At 53.4% G+C, this 25,817-nt stretch carries 32 protein-coding genes; 4 read left to right on the top strand and 28 right to left on the bottom strand.

The features are described 5' to 3' along the window. Positions 1–6 precede the first annotated feature (6 nt). The 26 genes from V3W31_10095 to selA all read right to left on the bottom strand — a co-directional run bounded on the left by V3W31_10095 (position 7) and on the right by selA (position 20,862). Positions 7–1,098: a phage tail tube protein gene (locus V3W31_10095; protein MEE9615279.1), complete on the bottom strand. Its 1,092-nt coding sequence runs from the start codon at positions 1,096–1,098 to the stop codon at positions 7–9. A 25-nt stretch (positions 1,099–1,123) separates the two neighbouring features. Next, positions 1,124–1,555 (bottom strand): hypothetical protein, encoded by a 432-nt coding sequence (locus V3W31_10090; protein MEE9615278.1) that lies wholly within the window; start codon positions 1,553–1,555, stop codon positions 1,124–1,126. After that, positions 1,555–2,439, bottom strand: coding sequence for a hypothetical protein (locus tag V3W31_10085; GenBank protein MEE9615277.1), 885 nt, complete (start codon positions 2,437–2,439; stop codon positions 1,555–1,557). Before V3W31_10085 ends, V3W31_10090 begins: the two co-directional genes overlap by 1 nt. Further along, complete coding sequence (locus tag V3W31_10080) at positions 2,436–3,500, bottom strand: hypothetical protein (GenBank protein ID MEE9615276.1); 1,065 nt, start codon at positions 3,498–3,500, stop codon at positions 2,436–2,438. Before V3W31_10080 ends, V3W31_10085 begins: the two co-directional genes overlap by 4 nt. Positions 3,501–3,582: 82 nt before the next feature. Next, positions 3,583–3,978 (bottom strand): hypothetical protein, encoded by a 396-nt coding sequence (locus V3W31_10075; GenBank protein MEE9615275.1) that lies wholly within the window; start codon positions 3,976–3,978, stop codon positions 3,583–3,585. A gap of 14 nt (positions 3,979–3,992) precedes the next feature. Next, positions 3,993–4,157, bottom strand: a complete 165-nt coding sequence (locus V3W31_10070) for a hypothetical protein (protein MEE9615274.1) — start codon at positions 4,155–4,157, stop codon at positions 3,993–3,995. After that, positions 4,154–4,429: a hypothetical protein gene (locus V3W31_10065; protein ID MEE9615273.1), complete on the bottom strand. Its 276-nt coding sequence runs from the start codon at positions 4,427–4,429 to the stop codon at positions 4,154–4,156. The genes V3W31_10070 and V3W31_10065 overlap by 4 nt, the downstream gene beginning before the upstream one ends. A 94-nt stretch (positions 4,430–4,523) precedes the next feature. Continuing rightward, positions 4,524–5,387 carry a phage major capsid protein gene (locus tag V3W31_10060; protein ID MEE9615272.1) on the bottom strand — a complete coding sequence of 288 codons (864 nt, stop codon included), beginning with the start codon at positions 5,385–5,387 and terminating at the stop codon, positions 4,524–4,526. A 29-nt stretch (positions 5,388–5,416) separates the two neighbouring features. Further along, positions 5,417–6,079, bottom strand: a complete 663-nt coding sequence (locus V3W31_10055; GenBank protein MEE9615271.1) for a hypothetical protein — start codon at positions 6,077–6,079, stop codon at positions 5,417–5,419. A 65-nt stretch (positions 6,080–6,144) separates the two neighbouring features. Further along, entirely contained in the window at positions 6,145–6,423 is a 279-nt protein-coding gene (locus V3W31_10050; protein ID MEE9615270.1) for a hypothetical protein, read from the bottom strand. Continuing rightward, positions 6,413–7,801 (bottom strand): phage portal protein, encoded by a 1,389-nt coding sequence (locus V3W31_10045; GenBank protein ID MEE9615269.1) that lies wholly within the window; start codon positions 7,799–7,801, stop codon positions 6,413–6,415. Before V3W31_10045 ends, V3W31_10050 begins: the two co-directional genes overlap by 11 nt. Before the next feature lie 36 nt (positions 7,802–7,837). After that, positions 7,838–9,016, bottom strand: coding sequence for a terminase family protein (locus V3W31_10040; protein ID MEE9615268.1), 1,179 nt, complete (start codon positions 9,014–9,016; stop codon positions 7,838–7,840). Between the two features lie 10 nt (positions 9,017–9,026). Continuing rightward, complete coding sequence (locus tag V3W31_10035; GenBank protein MEE9615267.1) at positions 9,027–9,461, bottom strand: hypothetical protein; 435 nt, start codon at positions 9,459–9,461, stop codon at positions 9,027–9,029. A gap of 14 nt (positions 9,462–9,475) precedes the next feature. Further along, positions 9,476–9,661, bottom strand: coding sequence for a hypothetical protein (locus V3W31_10030; protein MEE9615266.1), 186 nt, complete (start codon positions 9,659–9,661; stop codon positions 9,476–9,478). 179 nt (positions 9,662–9,840) lie between these two features. Next, complete coding sequence (locus tag V3W31_10025; GenBank protein MEE9615265.1) at positions 9,841–10,041, bottom strand: hypothetical protein; 201 nt, start codon at positions 10,039–10,041, stop codon at positions 9,841–9,843. Next, positions 10,025–10,300: a hypothetical protein gene (locus tag V3W31_10020; protein MEE9615264.1), complete on the bottom strand. Its 276-nt coding sequence runs from the start codon at positions 10,298–10,300 to the stop codon at positions 10,025–10,027. The genes V3W31_10025 and V3W31_10020 overlap by 17 nt, the downstream gene beginning before the upstream one ends. Positions 10,301–10,724: 424 nt before the next feature. Beyond that, positions 10,725–11,171: a hypothetical protein gene (locus V3W31_10015; protein ID MEE9615263.1), complete on the bottom strand. Its 447-nt coding sequence runs from the start codon at positions 11,169–11,171 to the stop codon at positions 10,725–10,727. Between the two features lie 181 nt (positions 11,172–11,352). Next, positions 11,353–12,198 (bottom strand): DUF3108 domain-containing protein, encoded by an 846-nt coding sequence (locus V3W31_10010; GenBank protein ID MEE9615262.1) that lies wholly within the window; start codon positions 12,196–12,198, stop codon positions 11,353–11,355. A gap of 462 nt (positions 12,199–12,660) precedes the next feature. Then, positions 12,661–14,022: a radical SAM protein gene (locus tag V3W31_10005; protein ID MEE9615261.1), complete on the bottom strand. Its 1,362-nt coding sequence runs from the start codon at positions 14,020–14,022 to the stop codon at positions 12,661–12,663. Positions 14,023–14,024: 2 nt separating this feature from the next. After that, positions 14,025–14,621, bottom strand: a complete 597-nt coding sequence (locus V3W31_10000; protein ID MEE9615260.1) for a hypothetical protein — start codon at positions 14,619–14,621, stop codon at positions 14,025–14,027. A 69-nt stretch (positions 14,622–14,690) separates the two neighbouring features. After that, on the bottom strand, positions 14,691–15,605 hold the full coding sequence (locus V3W31_09995) for a hypothetical protein (GenBank protein ID MEE9615259.1): 915 nt from the start codon (positions 15,603–15,605) through the stop codon (positions 14,691–14,693). Continuing rightward, a complete protein-coding gene (locus V3W31_09990; GenBank protein ID MEE9615258.1) occupies positions 15,586–16,671 on the bottom strand; it encodes a radical SAM protein in 1,086 nt (361 codons plus the stop codon). Before V3W31_09990 ends, V3W31_09995 begins: the two co-directional genes overlap by 20 nt. Continuing rightward, positions 16,668–17,441: an ABC transporter ATP-binding protein gene (locus V3W31_09985; GenBank protein MEE9615257.1), complete on the bottom strand. Its 774-nt coding sequence runs from the start codon at positions 17,439–17,441 to the stop codon at positions 16,668–16,670. The genes V3W31_09990 and V3W31_09985 overlap by 4 nt, the downstream gene beginning before the upstream one ends. 4 nt (positions 17,442–17,445) lie before the next feature. Then, positions 17,446–18,225, bottom strand: coding sequence for an ABC transporter permease (locus tag V3W31_09980; GenBank protein MEE9615256.1), 780 nt, complete (start codon positions 18,223–18,225; stop codon positions 17,446–17,448). A 9-nt stretch (positions 18,226–18,234) separates the two neighbouring features. Next, a complete protein-coding gene (locus tag V3W31_09975; GenBank protein MEE9615255.1) occupies positions 18,235–19,239 on the bottom strand; it encodes an ABC transporter substrate-binding protein in 1,005 nt (334 codons plus the stop codon). 258 nt (positions 19,240–19,497) lie between these two features. Continuing rightward, complete coding sequence (gene selA, locus V3W31_09970; protein MEE9615254.1) at positions 19,498–20,862, bottom strand: L-seryl-tRNA(Sec) selenium transferase; 1,365 nt, start codon at positions 20,860–20,862, stop codon at positions 19,498–19,500. A gap of 173 nt (positions 20,863–21,035) precedes the next feature. On the opposite strand from selA, the gene V3W31_09965 reads away from it, so the two are divergent. Together V3W31_09965 and mazG are read left to right on the top strand one after the other, a co-directional pair. Further along, on the top strand, positions 21,036–21,263 hold the full coding sequence (locus V3W31_09965) for a hypothetical protein (protein ID MEE9615253.1): 228 nt from the start codon (positions 21,036–21,038) through the stop codon (positions 21,261–21,263). 99 nt (positions 21,264–21,362) lie between these two features. Next, entirely contained in the window at positions 21,363–22,175 is an 813-nt protein-coding gene (gene mazG / locus V3W31_09960) for a nucleoside triphosphate pyrophosphohydrolase (protein MEE9615252.1), read from the top strand. A gap of 154 nt (positions 22,176–22,329) precedes the next feature. On the opposite strand, the gene murJ is transcribed toward mazG, so the two are convergent. Next, positions 22,330–23,943 (bottom strand): murein biosynthesis integral membrane protein MurJ, encoded by a 1,614-nt coding sequence (gene murJ, locus V3W31_09955; GenBank protein MEE9615251.1) that lies wholly within the window; start codon positions 23,941–23,943, stop codon positions 22,330–22,332. A gap of 73 nt (positions 23,944–24,016) precedes the next feature. On the opposite strand from murJ, the gene rpsT reads away from it, so the two are divergent. After that, a complete protein-coding gene (rpsT, locus tag V3W31_09950) occupies positions 24,017–24,286 on the top strand; it encodes a 30S ribosomal protein S20 (GenBank protein ID MEE9615250.1) in 270 nt (89 codons plus the stop codon). 119 nt (positions 24,287–24,405) lie between these two features. Here rpsT and holA read toward each other — a convergent pair whose 3' ends face one another. Beyond that, entirely contained in the window at positions 24,406–25,395 is a 990-nt protein-coding gene (gene holA, locus V3W31_09945; GenBank protein ID MEE9615249.1) for a DNA polymerase III subunit delta, read from the bottom strand. Between the two features lie 123 nt (positions 25,396–25,518). Here holA and V3W31_09940 point away from each other — a divergent pair. Next, positions 25,519–25,817 (top strand): hypothetical protein (locus tag V3W31_09940; protein ID MEE9615248.1); only part of this gene is annotated, 299 nt, incomplete at its 3' end.

Here is a 25,817-nt window from a genome sequence, read left to right as displayed (position 1 = left end):
GTCAACTCAGACCGTCGTCGCGGTGTTTTGAAGCAGACAGCCCACTATGTACCCGGTCGTTCCGCTATCATAAAGCCCCTCGTAGCTGAGCGTTATCATGGGATCTTTTTCGAGATCGTACTCAGGGTCGCCTCCCGTCCTCTGCGCCACTGGGATGTCGAGTACGAGCTTATGGTTATAGCCCGTATCCGCCTCGGTGCCCGTGTCCCACTCCAGGCAGAAGTTCGTTGAGCCGGCGGACGCTATCCAGCTCGTTAGCTCGTCCACGGAAGAAAAGCCGCTCGCCGGGTCCTCCCAGTCGATTGTAAGCTCGAGGGAAACCTTATAAAGCCCCATCCTTGTCTTGTCCGCATAGTCGTTGCCGTCGAGTCTCAGCACGTCCTCCATGCCGTTCTCGATCTTCACGCTTATCTTGTCGGGTTTAATCAATGTACCGCCGGACGGGTCGATATCCGTATAGTCCGGTGCCGTGCCGGTGCGCGAGACCGTCCCTGTGTAGAGCTTGAGGTTGTTGTAGTCGCAGCGTAGGTTTTCGGCAGCGAAGGTGGCCGACCCGAGTTCCCCGGTCGTCGCGTCCCTCTTCTGCCCGAAAAGCTCGGCCGAGAGTTTCAAGTGCTGCCCCACCTCCTGGTCGAAACTCAGGCTCGACACCCTGCCGCCCACGAAGGGCCAGTTCTTCATCGTTGCACCCTCATTTATATTGAGGTTTACGGTAAGGGCCTTCGTGTCGAGGTTGGAGCTTGAGAACGGGTCTGCGACCGGATAGAGCATGTGCGCATAGGCCAGGGTCGCCGCCTGCTGCGCGCTCGCAGCACTTCCGAAAAAATGTTTCAGGAGCGTCCCCACCATCCCTGCGGTAGAGCCCGCTTCGGTGAAGAACGGCATCTCTACGGAGCCGCTCCACTTTTGGCTCATACGCATTACCGTGGTGTCTCCCTTTACCGTATCCTCGCCCCGAAACTCCTTACGCCGCTTGTCGTCGAACTCCATCTTGGGTACGCCCGCGGACAGGAGCGGTACAAAACCCACGGTCGTTGCCTCTTTCGTCCCCCTGGAGCTCTCCTCGCCGAGGGCCAGGTATATCTTATTCTCAGCCATTTCCTTTTACCTCCCTTTGAGTCCGTCAGAGTTCCCTGTATCTGACCGTTATTTTACAGTTCACGAAGGCCAGGGTATCCCTTCTCTCCATGTCGACACCGGTCGTATCCACCCGGCTTACGTACTTCGAAGCCGCGAGCTCACCGGTATTGAGCGCGTCCACGGTAAGCGCCTCCCTTATCCTGTGTACCCACTCCTGCTGGCGCCTTATAAGGTCAGCGGCGTCTTTCTCGCGGAGCACTACGCTCGCGAGATACTCTATCTCCACGTAGCCGGGCTTCTGTCCGTTAGTATGCTCGAAACTCTCACCGCGGTAGAATATCCGGCCGAAGGGTATAAGGCTCGCCGGTATACTCTTCTCGTCCTCATAGACCTTCCGGGAGAACTTTATCCCCTCTCCCCTCAGTACTACCTCGAGGTTATCCGTTATGGCCTTTACCGTATCGACGTTGGCCATTACCTTCTACCCGCCCTTGCCACGCTCACCCTCGAACTCTCCTCGCTCCCGATGACATAGCCGTCCCCCGAGGAGTCGTATTTGAAGTTGATGCCGCTGAAGGTGTCCTCGGCTTTCTTTTCGTAATCCTTCCACATCTGCCACCAGAACTCCCCGTGCCCGGCCACGAGCCCCTTGCAGGCCTCGGCTACGCTGAAGTATATGTGCACCTCCCTCAAGTCGTAAGGGTCGAGGACCAGGTGCGGCCGCTTGCCGCGCCTTACGAGCGCTTCCTCTATCTTCTCGAAACCCCGCTGTATCTCCTTTGAAAAAGAGCGGGTAAGGACGTACTTATCGGTCGATATGGCGGAGCTGAAGGGTTCGGTCGTTACGGTCCCGGTGGAGGAGACGAAGTCCGTCACCTCTCTCGTCTCGTCCTTATCGATGGAGTAGGCGAGCCCGCCGGTGAAGTAGTCGTCGTCGTAGCGCTGGAGCTCGGTATCCACAAGGGTCGTGCTCGACCCGCTCTCGGCCGTGCCGTGGACCCGCCAGCCGTTGTCCTTGAGCTGCGGCAGCTCGCTTACCACGTCCTCGTCCGTTACGACCTTTACGAGCTTCGAGTGGACGACGTCGTAAAAGAGGGTCAGCGTATACGTGACCGCGTTATAGACGTAGGATACGACGGCCTTATAGTTCTCATCCGCGGTGTCGCTCTGCGCGGCCGTAAGTGAGTAGGACAGAAGCCCGCTCGCCCCGACGTTCATGGAGGCCGCGTCTACGAGCTTTACGTCGCTCCCCGGCTTATAGACCGTGAGCGCCGCGGAGGTGGGGACTATTTTACGGTTATTCTCATAGATATAGGTCTGAAAGGTATCCGCCGTATCTATCAAAAAAGCCTGCTTCATTTTTTCACCGCCTTCGAACTCCCTGAATGTTTAACGACTCCGCCCGCTGCCCCTTCCCTCGCCACCTTAATATCCCGGGAATAGTTGATAACCCCGGTCCGCCTCTCCACGCTTGCCGCCTTAGGGTTGAAACTCTCCCGTACCACCAGTGGGATAAAAGGGTTGGGGCTAGTGGCCGAGAGTAAAGCGTTAAGATAGCTTAAACCCCCGGAGGTACCGGCGAGCGAAGATAAAGCACCCAGAGCCGCATAGGCGTTCGAGGCCGTAACGACCATACCGAGCAACCACCTATCAGCCTTTACGGTCCCACCAATGGTCGATATGCCGTCTGCCGCCCCGTAAAGGGCACTTACGCCTTTTAGTATCCCGTCCGTTGTTGCGCTCGCACCGGCGGTTCCAGCGACTTTCATCGCAAGGGCTAACGGGCCGCTTAAGGAAGTCACGGCATCGGTTGCTCCCGCAAGCCCTCTATCGACTTTAGCTCCGCCCGTGAACGCGGAGACCCCGCCAAGGGAAGCGCTAAAACCTCTATCCGCCTTTGCCGCTCCGTCGGCTGAAGATAGCGCGCCGCTTGCCCCCTGTATACCTACAAAAGTGGTTGCGTCCGGCACCTCGAGCTCGGCCTGGGTGACCCTTATCTCGTCGCTGCCGCTGACATTGGTTGCATGGATTATGAGCTTTAGGTCCGTATAGTCGGTTATGGCGTCCGCTTCCGCCGCACTCAGGGTATAAGAATACGTGTTGTACGAACCGCGTGTAATGGTCGTATTGCCGGTTGCGGCGATCTCGGTCGCGCCCTGATAGAGATGCAACTCCGCTTTTTCCGGGGCGCCGCTCCCGGAGGCCTTTCCGACGAAGCGTATTACGTGGCCGGTACTCTTAAGCGGGTCCGTAACGTCACTCAGTGTAACCTCGGCCTGGGCCTCGTCCGTACTCGTATAGACGTAGTCCGTATCGCCGTTGGCGCCAAGCTCGTCTATTGCAAGATGAACCGACGTCTCGCCCGATACGGTCCAGTCACCCGAGGAAACGGTGGTGTCCGGCCTTGCGAATTGAGCCATATAGTTCTCTCCGTTTAAAAAGTTGAAGAAGTTTAAGAAGTCTAAGAAGTTAAACTTTTTAAACTCTTTAAACTTCTTAAACTCAGTCTAAAGACACGTCAAGGTCTCCGGCCGCGAACCTGGCAGTATCACCGCTGCCTATGGCTTTGGACGCGGTCAGAGCCCCCCACGCCATGGCGTTCCCGGCGCTCGCCGCGTCGTAGAGAAGGAAGTGCGTGATCGTCCCCCATGAGCCCGTGGCCTCGGGAAAGGTTATGGCGTTCGCGTTGTCAATAAGACCGCCGGCAGCGGTATTCCAGTCCCCTGCCGCGGTCGACACCCTCGCGTAGGCACCCCCGGCGGGCTCGGTAACGTTTGTCCCGTCGTCGAGCGGGGTGGTTGTGGATAACGCCACATATACGGTAGGTGCGGTGTACGCCCCCTTGTTGAATATGTGGTCGAGTATTTCGTTCTCCCAGTAGTCGGTAAAACTTCCCATCCCTTACCTCCCTCTCATCTTCTTGACTTCCTGTTCTCCGCCCTCTCGGCCGTCTCCGCCGTTCTCCGGGCCTTCCTCTCCATCTCCCTCGTCTCCTTACCGGAAGGGAGTTTCCCGGTCCGCTTCAGATGATGCTTATACATGCGTGCCGTAAGCCGCTCGGTCGCTTCTCTGCTCACTTCTTCCCGCCCCTTCCCCTGGATCTGGATACGGCCTTCTTCACGGGCTTCCACCCCTTGCTCTTAAACTCCTCGGCCTGGTCCTCATCCACGGCCTTCACGGTCCTCGGGGTCTTGCCGTCGGTCATCCTCATGCCCGTATCGAACCAGACCGGCTCCTTGAGCCTCCTATCGCCTTTCTTGAGGCTCTTCCTGAACCCTATGCCGCCGTAGCTGTCGGCACTAAGAGGGGTGTAGCCTTTCCTCTCCATCGCGCGGGCTATGTCAGCCATACTAAAGCTCCTCTATCCTCCGGGGTTATGGAAAGGGGAGAGGGGCTTTTGGCCCCCCTCCCCATCCCTCCCCTCTTCCCACGGTAAGTGTCGCTTACTCGTGGTCGGTGATTATCGCCACACCGCCGTTAGGGGCGGTATTGACGCACTCGTCGCCGTAGATGGCGGTCACCACTATCTCGGTCGCCCTCAGGCTGGCGTCCCTTTGGAACTCGGTCTTCGCCCCCGTCTTAAGGACGTAGGCGAGCCCCGACTGGTTGCCCATGGGCATCATCACACCCTGCCTGTCGGCGTCGGTATTGACCGAGGCGCAGCTGGTGGACTTGAAGACGTCCACGCCGTAGAGGCTCGCGAACGCGCCGAGGTCGGCGGCCGGGACCGAAGGCCCTCCCCATATGGCACCTGTCGTAGAGGCCAGCGCCGTCCTCAGGTCATGGACCTGTACGGGGTGCAGCACCGCCACGAAGGGCCCGACCGCGTTGCCGGCCTCAAGCGTGTAGATGGCCGTCAGGAAGTCCGACTCGGTGATGTCCACGCCGGTCGAGCCGACGGAGTTCGTAAAGTCGGCGACCTCGGCCAGAAGATCGGTATCGATCTTATTGGCCAGCGCCTTGCCGAGTTCGGCGGCGTAGGGCTCGAGCCCGCCGAGTCCGGTGCTGTTAAGCAGCATATCCGTTACGGTTATCATGATGCCTGCCTCGTCGGCCGGCACGCTCACCGAGGCGGTATCCACCGCGGTGTTGCTCGCGTCGGTGCCCTCTGTAAGGTCCGAGGCGCTAAGGAGCGGCCACTTGGGGAACTCCACCGTAAGGGTGGACTCCGCACTTATGTCGGCCACCCGCACAAGCGGCGGCATAACGGCCTCCGCGTACGCGGCGTCGATTATGAGTCTTGAGACTATTTCAGCGGCCACCAGCTCTCCAGCCGAGCCGGCCGCAGTGGTTACTTCATTCGCCATGGTTCTTTAACCTCCTGCTTCTCTAAGGTTTAACTGTTGGCAAACTTCCTCTTCCTTGCCTCGCGGAAGGGGTTCTGGACGTCCTTGAACCTAAAGGTCTGCCCGCTCGCCCCCTCCACGTTGACGCCCTCCTTAAGGAGTCGTTCCAGGTCCTCTCTGGGCATGGTGCGCCAGCTCTCGGGGTCGGAGAGGTTGTAGCTCCTTCTCCCCGCCTCGCCGAACCTGGCCCCCCTTGAGCCCGAGCCGGATGCGCTCGAAGAGCGGAGATGGTGCGGCCTCTCCTCCAGCCACTCGACGATATACTCATCCACGCCCATCGCCTGGCCGCTCCTGCCTATCCTGTCGCTCCCTCCCTCACCGCGGACCACGACACCACCCGTGTCGTCCACGTCCACGTGTGAACGTATGAGCTCGGCCACCTCCTCCGTATCGATGACGTTATGCCTGGATACGGCCTTCAATAGCGCGGCCGTTTTCCTGTCATCCCTGAGCCTGTCCACCTCCGTCTTGAGTCTCTCGACCTCGTCGGTTGCGGTCGCCCCCCTGGAGGCCTTGGAAAAGGCCCTCCTGTAAGCGTCATCGATAAGCGCCTGCACCCTCGTCTGCTGCTCCGACGTAAACTCCACCCTTGAGGACTCCGTATCCGGACCGTCGCCCCTGCTACCCGTTTTCAGTTCGTCAACCGTAGACATGGAAAATACCTCCTGCTTTTTATTCCCCCTTACCTGACCGAAAACCCCGGGGTAGGGTTAACGGCTCAGACGATACTCTTCCGATCGCCCGCCATAAAGCCTGAAAGTTTCCTCTTGTCCAGAAGACCCCTTACGACCAGAGAACAGACCTCGGCCTTTTCCTTCAACGGGAGTTTTTGCCAGTTCTCCGCCCCGTAAGAGCCGATGGTCTTCATGATGCACCTCCTCGCCTCTTCCCATATGCCGCGGGTCATGAGGAGAGCGGCCGGGAACTTGATATTGTGCTTCTTGCATATTGCCTCCGCCGTCTCGTTCGCCTTTGTCCGAAGGTACTTATTCGACATCTTTAACCTCCTCCTCCCGGTGGGTTGATGCGGCGGGGGCCGCGTCTATTTCCGCGTATATCCTCTTTATAAGTTCTTCGTCCAGCTTTGGCAGGACAGCGCCGGCGATAGCCTTCTCGATCTCTCTCCCGAAGGTCGCCGAGCCTACCCTCGCACTCTGGGCCTTAAACGCCTTCTCGAGGTCCCGGGTCAGGTCGCGTACGGAGAAGTCGTCAGGGTAGTCCACGACGCCGTCGAACTCACTATCCTGCCACCTCGCCCAGAGCTCCAGTATGCGGGTCTCAGCCTGCTCGATGTTGTCGGCCTTTTCGGCGAGCACGGCGTGGAGCTGCTGGTATTCGAGTTCGAGGGCCACCCCGCTCCGCGGCCGGGAAAAGTCCTCGGTGGCCTTGACCCCTCCCATCTTGGCTATCCTGTGTATCTCGGCTATGTCCTGCTTTATCCACTCCCGTATCTCGGAGAGCGAGCTATGGGGCGGCTCCAGCCAGTAGGGTTTCGAGTTCGGCTCCGAGGGATCGAACTGCAAGATATTCCTCGGCCCGAGTTCCCTCTCTTCCTCCCCGCCGCCGCGCGTGTACGGCATGGCAAGCATGGGGAAGGCGGTGTTCTCGATAATCTCCTTTGCGTCGGAGCAGAGGTAGTAGATGTTTTTATTGACGTCCGCTATGTCCTGGATGTCGGAGATGCCGAGCATCTTCATGCCGGACTGTTTATTGTAGAGGTTCACCACCGGGACCTGCCCGAGGCCGTGCTCATCGGCACCGAGGAGCCTTACCTCGTCCTCCACGACCTCCCATAGCTCCCAGCCCTGCCGCGTCCAGACGCGGTAGATGTCACGGGCCTCCCGTATCTTCACCATGTCGAGGATGGGCCTTCCGGAGGGAAGCCTCGTAAAGGACCAGTCAACGAGGTTCTCCGGCGTTACGAGTGCCGTGTAGGGACGTATGTCGTAGTCCACGGCCTCGGCACGGCTTAAGGTCGACACCATGGGCTTATCCACGACTATAGATACCCTGCCGTAGATGCTCGCGAACCTCTGCGCGTCGCGCATAAACTGCTGAAGGGTATTGCCGTCGAGGTCCGCATCCCTTAAGAAGGCGCCGAAGAGCGGGTCGCCGCTCAGGGTGCCGTAGTCCCTCCTGGCCGGCTTCCTGAACAGGTGGGAGACGAGGATATCCACTATGGGGCCGCAGTAGTTATAGTAGTAGCTCGTCTCCTTCCGGCGGTTATAGTTGGTGGTGCTCTCGAAGGGGTGCTGCATGAGGTAGTCGCCCTCCTTGTAGCTCTTGCCCCCCATGTACGAACGGAGAAAAAACCGCCATTCGTCTATGAGGTTTTCGTAATCCGGGTGTGTCGATTCGAGCTCTTCCTTGGTCATAGGGTCAACCTTCCGTAGTCCTCGTTAATTACGCGGCTACTTATAGAATTTTTTTTTAGGGTCCGGCCCTGCCGTCCTTAGCGGGAATTCATACTCTACGAAGTAGCCGAGCGCGTCGCTCGCGTGGGTCCTTTTGATATCCCTCTTGTCTACCTCCCCGATGCCCTCCCTCCAGACGACCGTCTCGAAGTCCGTCTTGAGATAGCTGCAGCGGGGATGATGGGTAAGCCTTACCTCTCCCTTTGTGTTCTTGAGCATGGAGTTGACCGCGTTTATTCTGTCCTTTACGGCCGGGTGAGATCTTCTGACCCTCTGGTCTTTAAGTCCGAGCTCGCCGAGGAGCGCGTAATCGCTCTTGCCGGTGGTGGACCTCGCCGCACCGGCCGGGTCCCCGTAGACGATAAGGCCGGGGCCGTGCTTGCCGTATCGCTTGAGCACCTCCTTGCCCATCTCGACCGTATTGGTGTTCCTAAGGGCTATCTCGTCGAAGACCCGTACCCTCCTGCCGTCGACCTGGCAGAGCTCCCACACGCAGGGGTCGACGTTAAAGTCGCAGCAGACGACAATTGGGTTCCCGGGGTTCAGTCTTATACTCTTATCCCTGTGGTTTTCGGAGCTGTAGGCGTAGTAGACGCGCCCCGTCGCCCCCTCAAACGACGCCTCGTACTCCTGCCTGAAGGTCCTCGGGTCAAGGTCCCTCCTGGCGGCCTCTATCTCCTCGGCCGGCAGTATGTCCTTCGAATGCCAGGTGTAGAAACCCCACTGGGTGCCGCCCTCCTCTCTGGCGTAGTCCGCGAGCTCTTTATAGTGGTTCAGCCCCTCGGGGACGCCTATGAACCAGCACCACCCCCCACGGTCGGAAAGCGCGGGCCGTATGTTCTCGGTCCATACCGTGGGCTTCATATTGGCGTACTCGTCGAGCACTCCCCCGTCCCACGGCGTGCCTTCTATCCTCTGGGGCTTGTCGAGCCCCACCACCCATAGCTCGCTCCCGAACTTCGTTACGATGCAGAGGTCGCTCTCATAGACGCGTTTTACCCAGCTTGCGGGAACGAGAGACTTTATATCCTTCCAGAATATCCTCTTGGCCTGGTCCCTCGTCGGCGCCGCCGCGAAGTATCTGGGGTCGCTCCAGCCTTTCTTAATCAGAAGGGATGTGATGAGCTTCCTCTTGGCCAGTTCTGTCTTACCCGAACGCCTCCCTGCCGGGACCACCTTGAAACGCCTATCCTCGCTCCAAAGCCTCGCCTGCTCCGGGTGGTACAGTAGCCTGTTCCATCTCTTTGGTAGTATCGGTCATCTCCTCGGGCTCAATATCAGCCCCCGTCTCAACGAGCCCCCATGCCTGCCTCTCCCCCTTTACTACGCTGGAGAGGGCGTCACCCGCGAGCTTGGCGAACTTAAGACCCTCCACCCCGGACTCCACGTCGGTTTTTTTGAGTACCGTATCCAGGTTCTTCTTTACCGACCCCCACATCCTCCGGTGGTCGTGGATGACGCTCCCCGGCCGTGCCGCGGAGCTCTTCGAACTGTCCCAGCCATCCTTCCTGGCCTTCTTCCGTATGGTGTCCGGGTGGCAGAGGTACTTTTTCGCTAACTCAGTAAGCGTGAACTTTTTTGCCCCGTAATCTCTTTTGATCCTCTTCCAATCTATTGCCACACGTAGACCCCCTGCTACACCGATTCCAGTCCATCATGGTCCGAACATACCCTCAAGGGGTAAAGGCTCAGATACGTCCTGCCGCACTGCCTGCATATCTCTGGCTCCCTCAAAAGCACCTTCTCTCTACCCCTCGGGTGGTACCTCAGCCAGTCCTCCAACTCACCCAACCGCGCGTAACGTGAGGAAATGAAGCTCATAGTCCACCTCCCTTTCGTTTTTTCCACAAAAAAAGAGACGTAACTCTCTGGATACGTCTCTCTTTCCGCTCTGGACACCCTATGGTGTTTTTTTTCTACCCCTGAAGCTATACCTGCCTGCTTTCATTCATAAAATATGCAATAATTATTCTACCCCACGGCCTTTTCCAGCAACCGGCCTACGGGTCTTTCGTCAGCCACCTGTGGCCGTTCCTCATGGCGGGTGCCCGCTCCCCTTCCTCTATAATCAGCTTAGCTCCGTTAGAGCCGTAGGCCCTGATCTCATCGAGGAGGTCGCCCATGGTCTGGTACTGCTTTACGGTCTTGTACTCGGTCCAGCCGATCTTACCGTTTTCAACGGTCTTAAATGGGGTCGGCACCCTTCTCCTCTTCCTGTGACCTTGAGTATGCGACCTTCCCTTCCGCCCTGTAGAGTATTTCATATGCCCTCGCGAGTGAGATTCTGTGGCTCTCGGCCACGGTTTTCATATGGGTATTCCAGTAGTGATACTCCACGAATACCGCCCTTTCTCTCGGGGTCAGGCCGGCAAGCGGCCAGAGGATATACCTAAGATCCACCCCCTCACTTTTCAGTCCTCCATAGAATGCATCCGGGTCTACTCTGGTGTGGTCCGTCAAGGCTGATTCCCTTCTGAAAACACGATTGTCCTCCGGTTGCGGCTCCTCCCTACTAACAGCCTATGTGCGTGTTACGCACCAAGATAGGATGCCTGAAAAAACCATTCGCGTGACCGAGCACTCTGACTGACTTTAGCGGGAAAAGATACAGAAAAGACCGAGGTATCAAAAAAATCGCCTAAAAACAGCAACTTAGTTTACTACATCTCCACCCGGATAAAGGGTGTGTTTTAATTTAACGCTAATAATTTACATCGTTCCCCGGCCATGAGCCCACCCCTCAATACTTGGTGTTTTACATGATACAAAACATGTATGTGCTTGTCAAGAACTTTTCCCGCCCCCCTCCAAACGGGAGTACGGAGCCCCTCGGGCAAAAAAAACCCCTCCCCAATTCGGGGAGGGGGGGGATAACAACCGCGCCTCAGTAGTAGTCTCTTTCCTGCAGCACAGTCTCGGTTATCCAGTATTCGTTGAACGGATAGTAGTCGTACACCTGGCCGTCCACTATCCAGAAAACGATCTCCTGGCCTTTAAGGCCGGATAACTCGATACCGCTGGGGTCCCTGATGAACACGCGGTACTCTATATGCACGTTGTAGCGGTCCTGACCCTCGATATGCTCGAACCGCATGAGGTCGGTCCTTACCAGACCCCTCTTTATAACGGCCCCATCCTCCACAACCATTCCCTGGACAAATTCCCTCTGGAGCCAGGGAACGATGGCTACCTCATAGACCGTGAACCTCTCTTGAGAGACAGGGTTTATGACCCTGGAGAGGTTATGCCACTCCTCGTCGGAAGCTTCCGCGACGTACCAAGGTGAGATGACAAGGAGAAAGAGCCCAAGCGCTGTAAATCTCTTAAGCATCTCGCCCACCCCCTTCCGTTTTATGGTCTAAATACTGCTTAGTACTGCACGAAAGACCTGACTGGAAGGGGGTTACATTAGTTATATTTTAGCACTGTTTTAACGGGATGTCAATGTGATTTTCATCATCTGGCAATACCGGTAAAAACGGAGGGGGGACAAAAGGTGTAACTACATATAATTAAAGCGCTTTTTCAAAGTCCATATCCACGCCAAGCTCGACCAGCTTTCCCCTCACATCCCCGAAAAACAGGATGTCCTTGGCCACGGCCTCCACGGGGACGAGCCCACCGTTGAAGAGCATCTCCACCTTCCCGCTCCTGGAGTCGAATAGGTCCTTATCCAGCCTTACGTCGGCGAGGTAGTCGGCCGGGGTGGTCCAGTCCGGCTTACGTCTTTCGTACTCCTCCTCCGTAGCGATCTTGAGGGTTATGTCCACGTTCTCACCCCCGTCCTTGGGGAAGGTGGTAATCTTGAAATCTTTCCCCTCCCCTACCTGGCCGTATACGCCGTAGCGGAAGTTGTAGAAGGCCGTGAGTGGGCCGTCGTAAAAGACCCCGGGTACCATTTCGAACTCCCCGCCCTTGCCCTTCCTCTCCTTACCCCTTTTCCACTTCTTCCACGTCATAAGGCCGTCTTCGTGGTCAAGGACGGTGCGGGTCCTTCTCGTTTTGCTGCCTATCTTGACGTTCTTTTCGAAGGTGACGGTTACGAACCTCTTCCCTCCGTCTACCTCGCGGAGACGCGCAGTGTAGACGTCCTCTCTCTCGCGGAGCCAGGCTATGAGGCCCGTGGTGTGGGCCTTGAGGGTGACGATATAGTCGCTACTTTCGGGGTCTTTGCTAAGCCTTATCTTTGCCTCGGCCACGTCGTCGAAGACCCAGAAGCCAACCCTATAGGTAAACTCTTCTCCGGCGAAGGCCTCTCCGATGGTAGCGCCTTCTTTCTTAAGGAAGAAGGCCGGCGCCGTAAGCACGGCCCGGGGCTTTAAAAGCCCGGGTAGGCTCAAGGCAAGAGTAAGAACCACAACGGTAAGGAAAAATCCCTTCCAGCTACGCATGGGTTAATTTTAAACAAAAACAGGGGTAAAAAGCAAGGGGGTATGCCTCTACGGCCCTATCCCGGCAAACAGCCGCTAGCCGCATACTCCCCCCCCAGCCCGAATAACAACCTGCCTTATACAGTATGGTGTTCCTTTTCTACCCCAAAAGTTATAATCCATTGTTTTAATTGGGGGAATAGGCCTGATTTATTCTACCCCTGGCGGGTGGAGGCGGTTCCCACCGCCAGCGGGGTTTGGTGATTATAGAGAAAAAAACGGGGGTAGGAAATCACGGCGCGGTTAGCCGGGATTTAAACGGAGAGGGGGCTGTGTCGTGGGGGTACTGGCACTGTACATCGGGAGGATAGGGTCACCATAGGGAACAGGTGAGGGTGTTCAGGCGGCTGGTCAAATGACTTGCATCCACACCCCTAATACCTTTAAACTTTACCGTATATATTTTCTCAAAGGGATTTTCTGTGATGATTGTAAATGGTTACAAATGTTTGTCAAATAGTGATCGCCATCTTTCCCAAGATTGCAAAAATGGTGCAGGTAGTCTCTCCGAACCTCTTCGATGTCGATATTATATTGGGAGCCATATTTTTCGTACAGGGAAGGCACCTTCATCATGTTGTTCCAAATGGGACTGCCAGGCAACGGCATAATAACGTTCCAATATGCGATCTGCCTCTCACAATAGTTCTCTATCTGCTTGGCCAGCGATATAGTTCTTTCTATGGATTTTTTTGATTCTCCTATCAAGCCCAGCACATATGCGTCGCACAACTTGATTCCAACTTCCCCAAGAATCTTTGCCGCTTTGACGATCCTTTCCTTGGTCATGGGCTTTCCGTTGAACCTCAAGACGCTCTCGTCCCCGGACTCAATTCCTACCAAGACAGCGTCAACGCCAAGTTCTCTCATCATTTCGGCGTTTTCCCTGTTGATGTCTCTTACGTCGGCATAGACCCTGAATTTAACATCCAAACTGCCAAACCTGTTGTATAGGTCCAGCAGGCTTCTCATCCAAGGCTTTCCTACCCAACTGTCGCTATCGTCGTATATGTAATTAATGTCGAATTCTCTATTCAGGTACTTATACTCTTCGTAAGCCTGGAGCGCAGACTTTTCTCTCAGTCCACGGTCGACACGGGCACAAAAACTGCAGCCCCTGTCGTCTATTCTACGCGGACAGCCCTTTTTCATATAGGCGTTTGTCGCCCGCACATCTTGCCTGCAACGGTCAGTATTTGTATCAGCGAAGTTCGAAATGTAGCGCTCCATGTCGATGCCCTTGAGCGTGCGGTCAGGCATAGGCAAGGAGGTCAGGTCCATAAGCACGGAGGGGCCGAAAACGATATCTTCCCCATTGCGGTAAGCGACGTTTGGAATACCGGCAAAATCACCGCTTCCCCCGTCAACTTTTTTCATGATATTAAGAAGAGCCCTTTCGCCATCACCAAGGACAACGGCATCAATGTCCGTGCTTCCTGTAAGAATCTGCCTCGCAAGCGGAGTTGCGGCTTGGCCGCCAACAACGACTGTTGCCCCTTTGTCCTTTGCCTCTCTGGCAACTTTGTCAAGAAGGTAGGCTGAAGTCGCATAGAAGCTTATTCCAACCATCGGGGCATCGATCTTATCGATAGCTTCTTGCAAGCTTATGATATTCGTATCGAGTATCTCTACATCGTAACCGAACTCTTTCAGGTATGTGCCGGGCCACAGAAGATTGAGCGGCACGGGCCAGCGGTCGTCCAAGAAGTCTTCCTTGGAAGCTACCAAGTTTACAAGCTGAACCTTAGTCATTATTAGTCTCCTTTGCTGTAGTTTGGCAACGCATCCTCATTAAAAGTAAATGTTGCAAAAAGCATTTGGAAAGCTATAGCCCCAGAAACAAATGCACCTACCTCGTTTTTATCTATTTGCATCAACGGAGCTATAAAATAAAAAGCTACAACTATGAATAAAGAAGCTGCAATTGGTATATCAAAATTATAATACGTTTTCAAAAGATCATTATTGTGGCTATTAGGGTTGATTGTTGCGATTGAATAGTCACAGTAAGCGAATAAAGCGCCGACCATGACAATGATTATATGATGACCCCAATGAATCCCCCGTATATTTAAATAAAAAGCACCTGCTAAGAGAGCAAATAAAAGCGGAAAGCCAAGGCCGATTTGAACTCTTTTTTTCCCACTAGAATCACCTGTAAATGCATGATAAAGCACGCCAGCATAATATTTAGTGTTTAAAATCAAAGTATAGATTATTCCTATCTGTAGCCATTTGTCCCATGGCGAAAAGTTGCTAAAAAATAAATCAAGAAGAATATAAACTACTACAAGGGGGAAAAGAACAATTATTGCACTTAATTTGAATCGATTAATGTTGTTTCCGTTCATAAAGCTTCCTGTCTAGGAATGAGAATTCAATGATTTTTTGTCTGAGTCAAAGATTGTAAACCTCATGTTTTATCCTCCAGTGGTTTCAATATCGCCAGAAGAAACCTTTGGAAGGCTCTTCCATAATGTCTTAAAAAGTCTTACCAGTTCTTTAGACATGCTCTTATTCCCCACATAAATAGTATCCTTGTAAGGTGGTTTGGCGGTGAACCACGGCATGTGTAGAAAAACCTTTGTATTTTCTACTTCAGTATGTTCAGCATCCAGTATGACAATCTGAAGCTTGCTTAATTTAACCGGACTAACCTTCCAAGTCAGCCTTTCCAGCGTTATGTCTTCATTCGCAACATTGTCCTTAAGATGCTCAAACTCTTCCCTTTGTGAATTATCAAAAATATACCGATAACTCTTTTTGTGTGAAATGTTTGCTAATATGGTGTCCTCCATAAAAAGCCCCGTATCTGGCACTAGGTCAGAGGTACATACCCAAACCTCATGCTGTGCTTCTCTCTCTTCTTGCTTTGCTTGATCCGAAGTTAATAATTTGGAGGCTCCACCTACTTGGCAATCATATAGCGCAAATGTTACTGTCTCAACCATGACTCTCAAGAGGTGATTTGCTTTACGCGCGACTTCGTTTTCAAATGAACCTCTGTTTCTCAATTCCTTATGTTCTTGAGTCAGAGTTTCCAGATCAGTTTTAGCTTCTTCCAAGGGGCCTGACCACTTTTTTTCTATTCTATGATGCATGATGGCATAAAGCCATATTCCCAGTATCAGGAGTCCAAAAAATGCGCCTCCCCCGATAAGTGCCCATGCACTGAATTCTTCGGGGAAAAACCAGTCAACTATTTTATCGAGGTACATAGCACCCAAAAATGCCACCACAGATACTACCGATGCAAATGTGATTTTTATAACCGAAGTGCTTGGTTTTTTATTATCTTGACTGTTCGTCATAATTTCACCAGCAGAAAGGATCACTCAGACATTCCGAGCCTGCCTCGTTCAGTGCCGAGGTCCTTGTCCCGAAACAAAACTCCGAATTAGAACAAACACCGCACATACCTTCCAGTCTGTTTGTCCCGTCAGGGCCAACCAAGTCTTGGAAAGATAGTTCCTTGTAATTCCTTTCCAGTATCGATGAAAGCGGCTCTTCAAACACATTGCCATCACCGCCCGGCATACCGGCATAAGGGGTAACCTGGCCATCAACGCGGACATAAGCCATGGTTAGCTGATAGTGCTTGCAATACTCTGAGGGGCCAAGAAGTAGAAGCTCTGGACGGCCTTCAATCTGGGCTCGAATCTCAAAGGCTTCTTTTATCTCCTGCACATTAAGGCTCGTATCAGGATCAACGTTTTTACCCCTCCCCGCCCTTACCATGGGATATAGCATTGTAGTTCCAAATCCCTTCTCGCTAATTGCCCATGATAGGGATCGGTCAATGGTCTTGAACGTAGGGCGAGAGAGAACCATATAAAGACTAATCTTGTCGGGATCAAAACCACAATTCAAAATATTGTCAATATTCTTTAGGGTCTGATCAAAGATTCTCCTGCTTTCTTCTACAGAAATTCTATTTAATTTAATAAAGGTCTCTTCATCTATGGTATCGAGATGAAGCATTATTCTGTCTACCGTAGGCCCGATTCTTTCCCAGAGTTCGGGAGCCAGAAGAGAGCCATTGGTAAAAAGTATATTTTCAAATCCAAAGGACTTTGAAACAGCAAGGACTTTATCGATTTCGGGATAAAGCGTTGGTTCTCCACCAAGCCAGGCAATAGATTTCATACCATATCTATAAGCATCCATTAAATTTTTTTGGACGATTTCAAACGGCAAATCAGGCTGTCGGCTCGCAAAACAAGAACTATTGTAGCAATAGTTGCATTCTCTATTGCAGCGATTGGTTAATTCGACTTCTAAAGAGTAAAAACGTTGATCCTTGAAAGCCTCGATTCTCTTATCCAAGTCGGAATACCTGTTAAGGTATGCTTCGAGCCTTTCCGTTGAGGTCTCTTTGTATTCTAAGAGATTAAGGTTCATGCCGCGCTTCCTTTATGGATAAGTTTCATGATGTCATTCTGAAGAGTAAAAAACTCGGTGCGATTTTTTACTTCGTGAGTTCTTTCTTTGCCGAAAGGAACAATAAATTCCTTAATAAGCCTTGCTGGTCTGGGCGAAAATACCGAAATCCTGTCACCTAAATAAACAGCTTCTTCCACATCATGGGTCACATAGACGACAGTCATTTTTTGTTCTGTTCGGACCTTCAGTATGAGATCCTGCATCTGCCACCTGGTTTGGGCATCCAGCGCACCAAAGGGTTCATCCATAAGTAAAAGTTCAGGCTCATTAGTCAATGTCCTTGCAATCGCAACCCGTTGCTTCATACCTCCTGAGAGGTCCTTGGGATAATATTTTTCAAAGCCTTGAAGCCCTACCAATGCGATATAATGGCTGACGCGCTCTTGATCTCTCTTTCCGTCAGCTTTGTTAATTTTTAGACCAAAACTGATGTTGTCTTCAACATTAAGCCAAGGAAAAGATGTAAATGACTGGAAAACCATACCCCTTTCCCTTGACGGGCTCTTAATCTCTTTTCCGTTCAGGCTGACTCTTCCCTGGCTTGGACTTTCAAGCCCAGCTATGATTCTCAAAAGAGTCGTTTTCCCGCACCCTGAAGGTCCAAGGATTACAAAGAACTCACCTTCAGAAACCAGGACATTTGTAGGTTTCAAAACTTCAAGTTCCTTGCCGTTAACTTGAAAAAATTTGGCTACATCAACTACCTCTAATTTCGCTTTATATGACACTGCGCTATCTCTCTACCCACGGGAAAAACAGTTTATGGCTTACGCGGAAAAGAACATCGCTCAGGATTCCCAGGATTCCTATAACTATGATTCCGGCAATTACTTTCGGAGTTTGAAGAAACCTCTGTGCGTGGATAATCATGGCTCCGATCCCGTTTTGAGCCGCCACCATCTCGACCACTACTATCATGGTCCAACCCACGCCAAGCATAATTCTGAGAGCATTCCAGATATCAGGGAGAGCGGCCGGAATGATCACCTTGTTTACCGTTTGTACTCTGCTCGCTCCCAATGTTAATGCCGTCTCAATCAGTTCTCTTCGGACATTGGCGGTAGCATCTGCCACAAGTAGGACCAAGTAGAAAAAAATCGATATAAAAACAACAATCACTTTTTCCAAAAAACCTATACCAAACCAGAGAATTACAAGAGGGATGAAGGCACTGGAGGGCATGTATCGAATGAAACTCATAAGCGGTATAATTATAGCATCGCAAACCCGAAAACTTCCGGCAAGAACTCCCAGGGGGACGGCCAGCACAGCAGATATAAAAAAACCAGTAAAAATTCTGCTCAGGCTTGCCAGAATATCGCCCAAAAAATCATGATTCTGAAAGAGAGAGAAGGTCTGTTTAAAAGTTTCTAAAGGGGAAGGAAGGAACAAAGGACGAACAATGCCGTAAAAAGTCAATAATACCCAGAACAATAAAATCAGAACAAAAGGAGACGTGGACAGGAGAATTTTCTTTTTACGACTCAGTTCTCCTTTAAAAGAGTACGCCATAACATACCTTTACTGGTAGAGTGCTTCTAAAAAACCGCTATCATAAGCCGTTTTTCCATCGGGAACTTTGGTTATGAAGCCCTCCTCTTGCCATATGGCTGCTGCAGCATTGAATGTTTCAAGGAACTTATTCTCTTTTCCACCGATTCCAAAAAAATCCAGATTCTCTTGATGGGAAGGAAACTTGATACCCTCCAACATGGCAGCCATTTCGTCTTTATCTATTCCCAGATTTCTACTCATAATTTCTATAGCTTCTTCCTTATTTTCCCTTAGGAACTTTAAAGCAGAGAACCATGCTCGAAGGATTTTCTTGACGTCCTCAGGGCGGTTTTTCGTAACGTCCTCATGAACGACATAAGTATCAGAGATAAGCCCCGGAACCTCTTTGCTTGTTAATAACACTTTGCCTTCAGGATTTTCATTGGCCTTGGAAAGCCAAGGCTCCCAGGTAACAGCTGCATCAACCTTGCCACCTACAAAAGCAGCACCTGCCTCTCCAGCCTCCATAAATTGGCTTTGAATATCTTCTGAACTCATTCCCTCTTTTTTCAGAAGATAGAGAAGAAAGAAATGAGATGGCGAGCCTTTTGAATAGGCAACGACTTTGCCCTTTAAATCTTTGATAGAAGCGATATTCTTCTTTGCAACAAGGCCATCCCCACCGTACGAATCATCAATCTTCAATACTTGCACAGCGGGAAGTCCTTCTGCTAGGCCAATAGCAAATGAGTCCGTAGTTTCTACTGAACCTTCAAGCTTTCCTGAACTAAGGGCTCCTCTTCTGGCTCCAAAATCTTCTATTCTTACCAATTCTACAGTAATACCTTCCCTTTCAAAAAAACCTTTTTCCTGGGCAATGTACCACGGACCAAAACCTACCCAAGTAACAATCGCCATTCTAAAAGGTTTTCTTTCTAGTTTCTTCTCACACCCAGCCGTAAAGACTATCAAAGAAGTCACAATAGCGATGACTGCGAGAATCGTCTTTGACCTATAAACGGACCTTATCATTTTTCCCTCCAGAATTCAGTCTAACCTGCAATCCAGCCTTTGAGCATAGTTACTCATCTCAAAAGCCTTCGAAATTATACATTTTTCGTTCTGTCAAGGCAATCTTTTTATAGCACAAGTCGGGCCAGAAAAAAAGCCCCTTGTAGCCTCAGGAATATATCCTTTTACGGCAAAATAGCCCCTTACGGCAAAATAGCCCCAATCTTTATCTCCTTAGGCTCTTCCTTTTTCGCACACACACCCCAACCGAAATCCCCACTACTCCGGCACCACGTCCTCCGCCCGCTCGATGGTTCTCATGTCGAGCAGGAAGCGTTCCTTGCTCACGCGGCCGAGTATCGGGGGGTCGTTCGATAGGAACTTTTTGAAGATCTCCTCGGGCTTCATGGTGGAGCGGGTTACGACCAGAACCTTCGTCGGCAGACTATGACCAGGTAGCGAGCCGCTACCTACGACCGACTCGCCGTCGGCCAGCTCCACGGTATATCCCTCCCCGAGTTTCTCTTGAAGTAATCGCTTAGCTTTCTTTGCCACCGCCTCTATCTCTTCAAGCGGCCTGCTCAAAAACCTAAGCGTCGGAAGGGTCTCGGAGAGCTTTTCCGGCTCGAGGTAGAGCCTGAGCGTCGCGTCAAGTGCCGCGAGGGTGAGCTTATCCGGCCTCAGGGCCCTCTTAAGCGGGTTCTTATTTATCCTCTCCACGAAAGTCTTCCTGCCCACGATAAGCCCGGCCTGGGGCCCCCCGAGGAGCTTATCCCCGCTGAAGGTAACGACGTCCGCCCCCGCGGCCACGCTCTCGCTTACTATAGGCTCCTTCTTTATTCCGAATACTGAAAGGTCCACAAGAGAGCCGCTCCCTAAATCTTCGACCACCGGGATATTGCGCTCGCGCCCTATCTCGACAAGCTCGGCGAGCCCGACCTCGGAGGTAAAGCCCACGACCTCGTAGTTACTGGTATGGGCCTTAAGAATAAGCGCCGTGTCTTCGGTTATGGCCGAGGCGTAGTCGAGCGGGTGGGTCCTGTTTGTGGTGCCGACCTCCTTAAGGCGGCACCCGCTCTTCTCTATAATCTCCGGCAGCCGGAACGAGCCGCCTATCTCCACGAGCTCGCCCCTGGAAATTATGACCTCCCTCCCCTCGGCGAGAGTATTCAGAACGAGCAGCACGGCCGCGGCGTTATTATTAACCACGGAAGCGGCTCCGGCCGAAGTGAGGGCGCTTAAGACCCCCTCCACATGGTTGTCCCTGTGCCCTCGCTTACCCGTGGCGACGTCGAACTCAAGATCGACGGTGCCGGTGGCCGCGAGTTCGAGCGCACGGACGGCCTCCGGGCCGAGGACCGCCCTCCCGAGGTTCGTATGAAGCACCGTGCCCGAGGCGTTTATGACGCGCACCACCGAGGGCTTTAGCGCCGCCTCTATCCATTCGGCCGTGGCCGGGAGGACCTCTTCGGGCGAAAACTCACTCCTCCTGCCGGAGATTATCTCCGCCCTCACCCCGTCGAGCACCGCCCTTACCCCGGCGGTTATAAGGGATAAGGAGTGGCGCTTAAGAGCGTCTTTCATCCCCTCGCCCCTCAAGACCTCGTCCACCGAGGGCAGTCCCCTTAAAAGCTCCTTCTTCATGGTTTAAAATCTACCACAACGTAAAATCCCAGGCAAGGTATATAGTTATCGGTTGTCAGTTACCAGTTGTCGGTGAAAGGCGAAAACCCCGATAACCGGAAACCGATAACTGATAACAGCTCCAGCGTCACGCTGGCTTTGATTTATCGTCCGGGTTATGGCATAATATCGGCATGCGTATACTAAAGCTCATACTCCTGCCGCTTGCGCTTGTCGCTTTACTTGGTGCCTGCTCAAACGAAGAGCCCAAGGGGGCCTCTACCAAGGAAGTGGTCGACAACTACGTCGACACCCTGGTCACGGCTCCCAAGAAGGCACAGAAAGTGGTCGATAAGACCGTCGACAGGCTCAAGGAGCAGGAAAAACTGCAGAAAGAAATGTTCGAGGAGATGAACAGGTAAGCCCTCCTCCCCCTCCCCTCCTAACGGGCTAACGAGGCCAACGGGGTCAACAGGACCGGCTGGGACGGGGCTCGTGTTCGCCCACATCCTCCCGGATATATGAAAAAACCCAACGGAAAAAAGGCCGGCAAAGCTGACATAGGTGGACTCATCTCCATTATGGAACGCCTTCGCGGTCCTCATGGCTGCCCCTGGGACAGGGAGCAGACCCTCGAGAGCCTCACGCCCTTTATAACCGAAGAGGCCTACGAGGTGGTGGCGGCCATCGACTCGGGCTCCCCGGAGGCCGTAAAGGAAGAGCTCGGAGACCTCCTCTTCCAGGTAGTATTCGCCTCACAGATCGCAAAGGAAAAAGGGGAGTTCGATATGGGCGAGGTCATAGAGGCGTCCGTGGAAAAGATGGTCCGGCGCCATCCTCACGTATTCGGGGACGTCAAGGCGGATACCTCGGAAGAAGTATTGAAGCACTGGGCGGAGATAAAGGCGCAGGAGAAGATGGAGAGAAAAGAGAAGGCCGGGCACCTCGCGGACGTCCCCGAGGCCTTTCCCGCGCTGCTTCGGGCGCACAAGGTGAGTGCCCGGGCCGCAAAGGTGGGCTTTGACTGGAAGGACATAGACGGGGTGCTCGAAAAGGTATCCGAAGAGCTCGATGAGTTCCGGGCGGCGCTCAAAGAAAAGGACTCGAAAGCCATCGAGGATGAACTCGGCGACCTGCTCTTCGCCATCGTGAACGCCGGCAGGTTCGTTGAAGTAAATCCCGAAGAGGCGTTAAGGAAAACCATCGGAAGGTTCATAAACCGCTTTCACTATATTGAGAAAGAGTTGGAAGAAAAGGGGGAAGAGCTCTCGTCTACTCCTCTTCGGGAGATGGAGAGACTATGGGGCGAGGCGAAGAAGAGGGAAAAAAAATAGCAATTACAGTGCTATTAAAACGCTTTCGCAAGGCTCTGTGGATAAGCTGTTGAAAAGCCCTCGGATGCAATAAACCGAGAAACCGTGCCTTAAAGGACTGCCGCTGATTGCATAAATTTTAATCACCACTTTCTTCATATATATCAAGCAGTTACTACGGTTCCGGGGATTTATCATTTGAGACTTTTTTCTCTCCTTTTTTGCCGACCTTTTCCTCGATAATCCCCTTTAAAAACGACACCTCAGGAGATTTGAAGGCCATGGATATGACGACATAGATAACTATCCCCGCCCCCACGCATCCGAAAAGAACAACGGCCTTAAGCGCCGTCCCCAGTGTCTGCCAGTCCAGCGTAACTATAACGGCTAATATCAATCCGCCCATTACCGCGGAGGCAATGGTGTTCCTTATCGCGGAGGTAAGTACCGCCATGCCGCCGAGGTTGCCGAACCTGCGCTTCAGTATCACCACGAGCAGGCCGAGGTTCAGGGCCGCCGCGAGGGAGGTGGCAAGCGCGAGCCCCCCGTGCTTCAGAGGGCCTATAAGGAGAAAACACATCACTATGTTAAAGAGGAAGCAGACCAGCGCCACCCGGACCGGTGTGGCGGTATCCTTAAGCGAGTAGAATACCGACACGAGTATACGGGAAGAGGCGACAGGAACGAGCCCCAGCGCATAGAAGTAGAGGGCAAAGGCGGTGCCCGCGGAGGCCTCGCCGCCGAACTCCCCTCTCATGAAGAGTACCTCGATTATGGGCAGGCTGAGGATGAAGAGTCCGAAGGTGGCGGGTATCATAACGAAATTCATCATCCTGAGCGAGAACGACAGCGAGTCCCTGAAGGATGTAAAGTCCTGCTTTTCGACGTACTCCGACAGGCTCGGGAGGACCGCGGTGGCGATTGCCACGCCAAAGACACCGAGCGGAAGCTCCATCAGCCTGGAGGCATAGAAGAGGTAGGAGATGCTCCCCTCGCCAAGACCCGAGGCGAACCTCATGGTAACGAATATGTTGAGCTGATAGACCCCTACCCCCAGGAGCGCCGGCCCCATGAGCAGGAAGATCTTTTTTATGGCCGGGTCGCTTAAGCCCGCGGGGCTCATGACCAGCCTCGGCGCCATGCCGTACTTACGCAGATACGGGAGTTGCATGAAGAACTGCAGCGCACCACCGACCAGCACTCCCGCCGCGAGCGCGTATACCGGCTCCTTCAGGAGCGGGACGAGGGCCACCGCTGAAAAGATAACCGAGATGTTGAACATGACCGGAGAGAGGGCCGGGGCCGTAAAGTGCTTCATGGAGTTCAGCACCCCCATGGCTATCGCCATGAGGCCGATGAAGACCATATAGGGGAACATGAGCCGGGTGAGGGTGACCGTAAGCTCGAACTTGCCCGGGACCTCGGCGAAGCCCGGCGCCATGAGCCAGACAAGGGTATCGGAGAAGAGCACCCCCAAGAGCGCCAGGATCACGAGTATCACGAAGAACAGGGTAAAGACCCTTGAGACGAGTTCCCTGGCCTCGGCCCTGGTGCGGCTCCTGAGCTCTCCCGTGAATATCGGTATGAAAGATGAGGTAAGGGCCCCCTCCCCCACGAGCCTCCTCAAGAGGTTGGAGACCCTGAAGGCCACGAAGAAGCTGTCGGCGTGCATCCCCGCGCCGAAGATGTACGCTATGACCGCGTCCCTCATGTAGCCGAGGATACGGCTTAAAAGCGTCAAAAGGCCGATTATCGAGGCGGGCCCGGTTATATTTCCCTTATCTTTCACGGCAAAAGGCTTGACAACTCCGGCTAAAAACCATATGATACCTCATTATAAATTGACAGATGGAGGCATAGATTTGGCAAACCACCGTTCCGCAATAAAGAGGCACAAACAGAGCGAGAAGAGAAGGCTCCGTAACACGTCGATCAAGTCCGGCATAAAGACCGCCGTGAAGACGGTAAGGACGGCCGTAAAGGAAGGGAACGCCGAGGAGGCGAAGACCCGCCTTGCGAAGGCCGCCTGCATGCTTGACCGTGCGGTCTCCAAGGGAGTCCTTCACAGGAACAACGCCTCTCGCAAGGTATCCCGCCTTACGACCGCGGTAAACGCCGTAGGCGCAAAGTAGTATCCGCCCTACCACCACCCCGCTCTCACCCACAACCGGCATCCCGGAGTACGAGCCGGGGTCCCGGAGTACGGCAGGCTTAGACCGTAAATGCCGCATAAGGGCGCCGGGAGGGGGGGTCAACTCCCCCGAGGCGAGCAGAGCTCTATTACAAGCCCCGACATCACAAGGCCCCTGGGCAGAGGACTGCTCTTTATGGTGAGGTCCGTTGCCGAAACCCTGGCGTGCGCCCGCAGGAGCTCGCTCTCGGTAAAACGGCCGCAGCTTTCGAGGTACCCTCTGAAGTAAGTCGGGAATATACCCATGGTGGACTGTAACTTAGCCTGCGGGACGCCTTTACGCAGAAGCGTTTTAATCTTAAGCAGTATCCTGAACTGGCGCGCGATGGCGCCAAGTACGTTCACCGGTTGTTCGGAGGATAGTTTGCCGAGTATCTTCAGGGCCGCGGTGGCGTCCTTCCTGCCTATCGCGTCCGCAAGTCCGAAGACCGTCTCTTCCCTTACGTCTATCCCGCAGCCCTCGACATCGGGCAGGTCGACCGTATCGCGCGACCCGGCAAAGATTATCACCTTGTCGAGCTCGCTTTTTATCTCCCTCAACCCCGGCCCCGCTATCTCAACGAGCCTTTTTGCCGCCTCCGGGGTTATCCGTTTTCCCTCGCCGGCCGCCTCCCTCTTGACCCAGCCGGGAAGCTCCCCCGCCCTCATGCGGCTGCAACTCCTGGTCCAGCCCTTTTCAGCCAGATACTTGAAGAGCTTGGACCTCTTATCGACCTTCTTGGTGTTGGCTATAAGGACAAGACAGGTGGTCGGTGAGGGGTCCCCGGCGTATTCGAGGAATAACTTCTCCCGGTCCGCCTTGAGGGCGTTAGCGTCCCTCACGACGACGACCCTCAGCGGAGAGAAGGCCGGCAGCGTCATGGCTGCCGTTATGACCTCCTCAGGCGCAAGGGTTTTGCCCCAGTAGAGGTGGTAGTTGAGCGCGTCGAACCCTCCCTCCGGAGGGAACGCCCCGGCCTTTATCTCCGAGATGGCCTCCTCGATGAGATAGTCCTCCTCGCCGTAGAGATAAAGGAGTGGGGTCGGGGATTTTCTTTTATCGGGACTCATACCGGGCTTAACTATAAGTAATATAAATTTCCTTTTAAGTCAAGGGGTTATATGGCCACGGAGAGCGCCATGAAGATAAAAAACCTGTTTACATAAAGGGTGCGTCCTGATATTTTTAGAGGAATGGGCGAAAAAACGGATAAGATGCCCCCGGGGATATGGCTCGTCCCGGGCTCGCTGGTAGTTATAGCCGCAGCGGCGCTCCTTATCTACTCGAACACCTTCCACTACGAGTTCCAGTTCGACGATACGCTCCATATAGGAGAGAGCCGGAAAACCGGAGAGCTTTCCAACTTCTGGCCCCCGTCGGGCACGAGGTATGTCGGTTTTTTATCTTTCGCGCTGAACTACCGGTTCGGCGGGCTGGACGTCTTCGGCTACCACCTGGTAAACCTCGCGATCCATATAACAAACGGACTCCT

This window comes from Thermodesulfobacteriota bacterium, from assembly GCA_036482575.1.
GTDB lineage: Bacteria > Desulfobacterota > GWC2-55-46 > GWC2-55-46 > JAUVFY01 > JAZGJJ01.
Note: the sequence above shows the minus strand (reverse complement) of the source record. Positions and strands in the feature narration are given on the sequence as shown.

Coding starts and splice junctions, on each gene's coding strand:
- V3W31_10095 (MEE9615279.1), bottom strand. CDS start 1,098: ATGGCTGAGAATAAGATATACCTGGCCCTCGGCGAGGAGAGCTCCAGG.
- V3W31_10090 (MEE9615278.1), bottom strand. CDS start 1,555: ATGGCCAACGTCGATACGGTAAAGGCCATAACGGATAACCTCGAGGTA.
- V3W31_10085 (MEE9615277.1), bottom strand. CDS start 2,439: ATGAAGCAGGCTTTTTTGATAGATACGGCGGATACCTTTCAGACCTAT.
- V3W31_10080 (MEE9615276.1), bottom strand. CDS start 3,500: ATGGCTCAATTCGCAAGGCCGGACACCACCGTTTCCTCGGGTGACTGG.
- V3W31_10075 (MEE9615275.1), bottom strand. CDS start 3,978: ATGGGAAGTTTTACCGACTACTGGGAGAACGAAATACTCGACCACATA.
- V3W31_10065 (MEE9615273.1), bottom strand. CDS start 4,429: ATGGCTGACATAGCCCGCGCGATGGAGAGGAAAGGCTACACCCCTCTT.
- V3W31_10060 (MEE9615272.1), bottom strand. CDS start 5,387: ATGGCGAATGAAGTAACCACTGCGGCCGGCTCGGCTGGAGAGCTGGTG.
- V3W31_10055 (MEE9615271.1), bottom strand. CDS start 6,079: ATGTCTACGGTTGACGAACTGAAAACGGGTAGCAGGGGCGACGGTCCG.
- V3W31_10050 (MEE9615270.1), bottom strand. CDS start 6,423: ATGTCGAATAAGTACCTTCGGACAAAGGCGAACGAGACGGCGGAGGCA.
- V3W31_10045 (MEE9615269.1), bottom strand. CDS start 7,801: ATGACCAAGGAAGAGCTCGAATCGACACACCCGGATTACGAAAACCTC.
- V3W31_10030 (MEE9615266.1), bottom strand. CDS start 9,661: ATGAGCTTCATTTCCTCACGTTACGCGCGGTTGGGTGAGTTGGAGGAC.
- V3W31_10015 (MEE9615263.1), bottom strand. CDS start 11,171: ATGCTTAAGAGATTTACAGCGCTTGGGCTCTTTCTCCTTGTCATCTCA.
- V3W31_10005 (MEE9615261.1), bottom strand. CDS start 14,022: ATGACTAAGGTTCAGCTTGTAAACTTGGTAGCTTCCAAGGAAGACTTC.
- V3W31_10000 (MEE9615260.1), bottom strand. CDS start 14,621: ATGAACGGAAACAACATTAATCGATTCAAATTAAGTGCAATAATTGTT.
- V3W31_09990 (MEE9615258.1), bottom strand. CDS start 16,671: ATGAACCTTAATCTCTTAGAATACAAAGAGACCTCAACGGAAAGGCTC.
- V3W31_09980 (MEE9615256.1), bottom strand. CDS start 18,225: ATGGCGTACTCTTTTAAAGGAGAACTGAGTCGTAAAAAGAAAATTCTC.
- V3W31_09975 (MEE9615255.1), bottom strand. CDS start 19,239: ATGATAAGGTCCGTTTATAGGTCAAAGACGATTCTCGCAGTCATCGCT.
- selA (MEE9615254.1), bottom strand. CDS start 20,862: ATGAAGAAGGAGCTTTTAAGGGGACTGCCCTCGGTGGACGAGGTCTTG.
- V3W31_09965 (MEE9615253.1), top strand. CDS start 21,036: ATGCGTATACTAAAGCTCATACTCCTGCCGCTTGCGCTTGTCGCTTTA.
- mazG (MEE9615252.1), top strand. CDS start 21,363: ATGAAAAAACCCAACGGAAAAAAGGCCGGCAAAGCTGACATAGGTGGA.
- holA (MEE9615249.1), bottom strand. CDS start 25,395: ATGAGTCCCGATAAAAGAAAATCCCCGACCCCACTCCTTTATCTCTAC.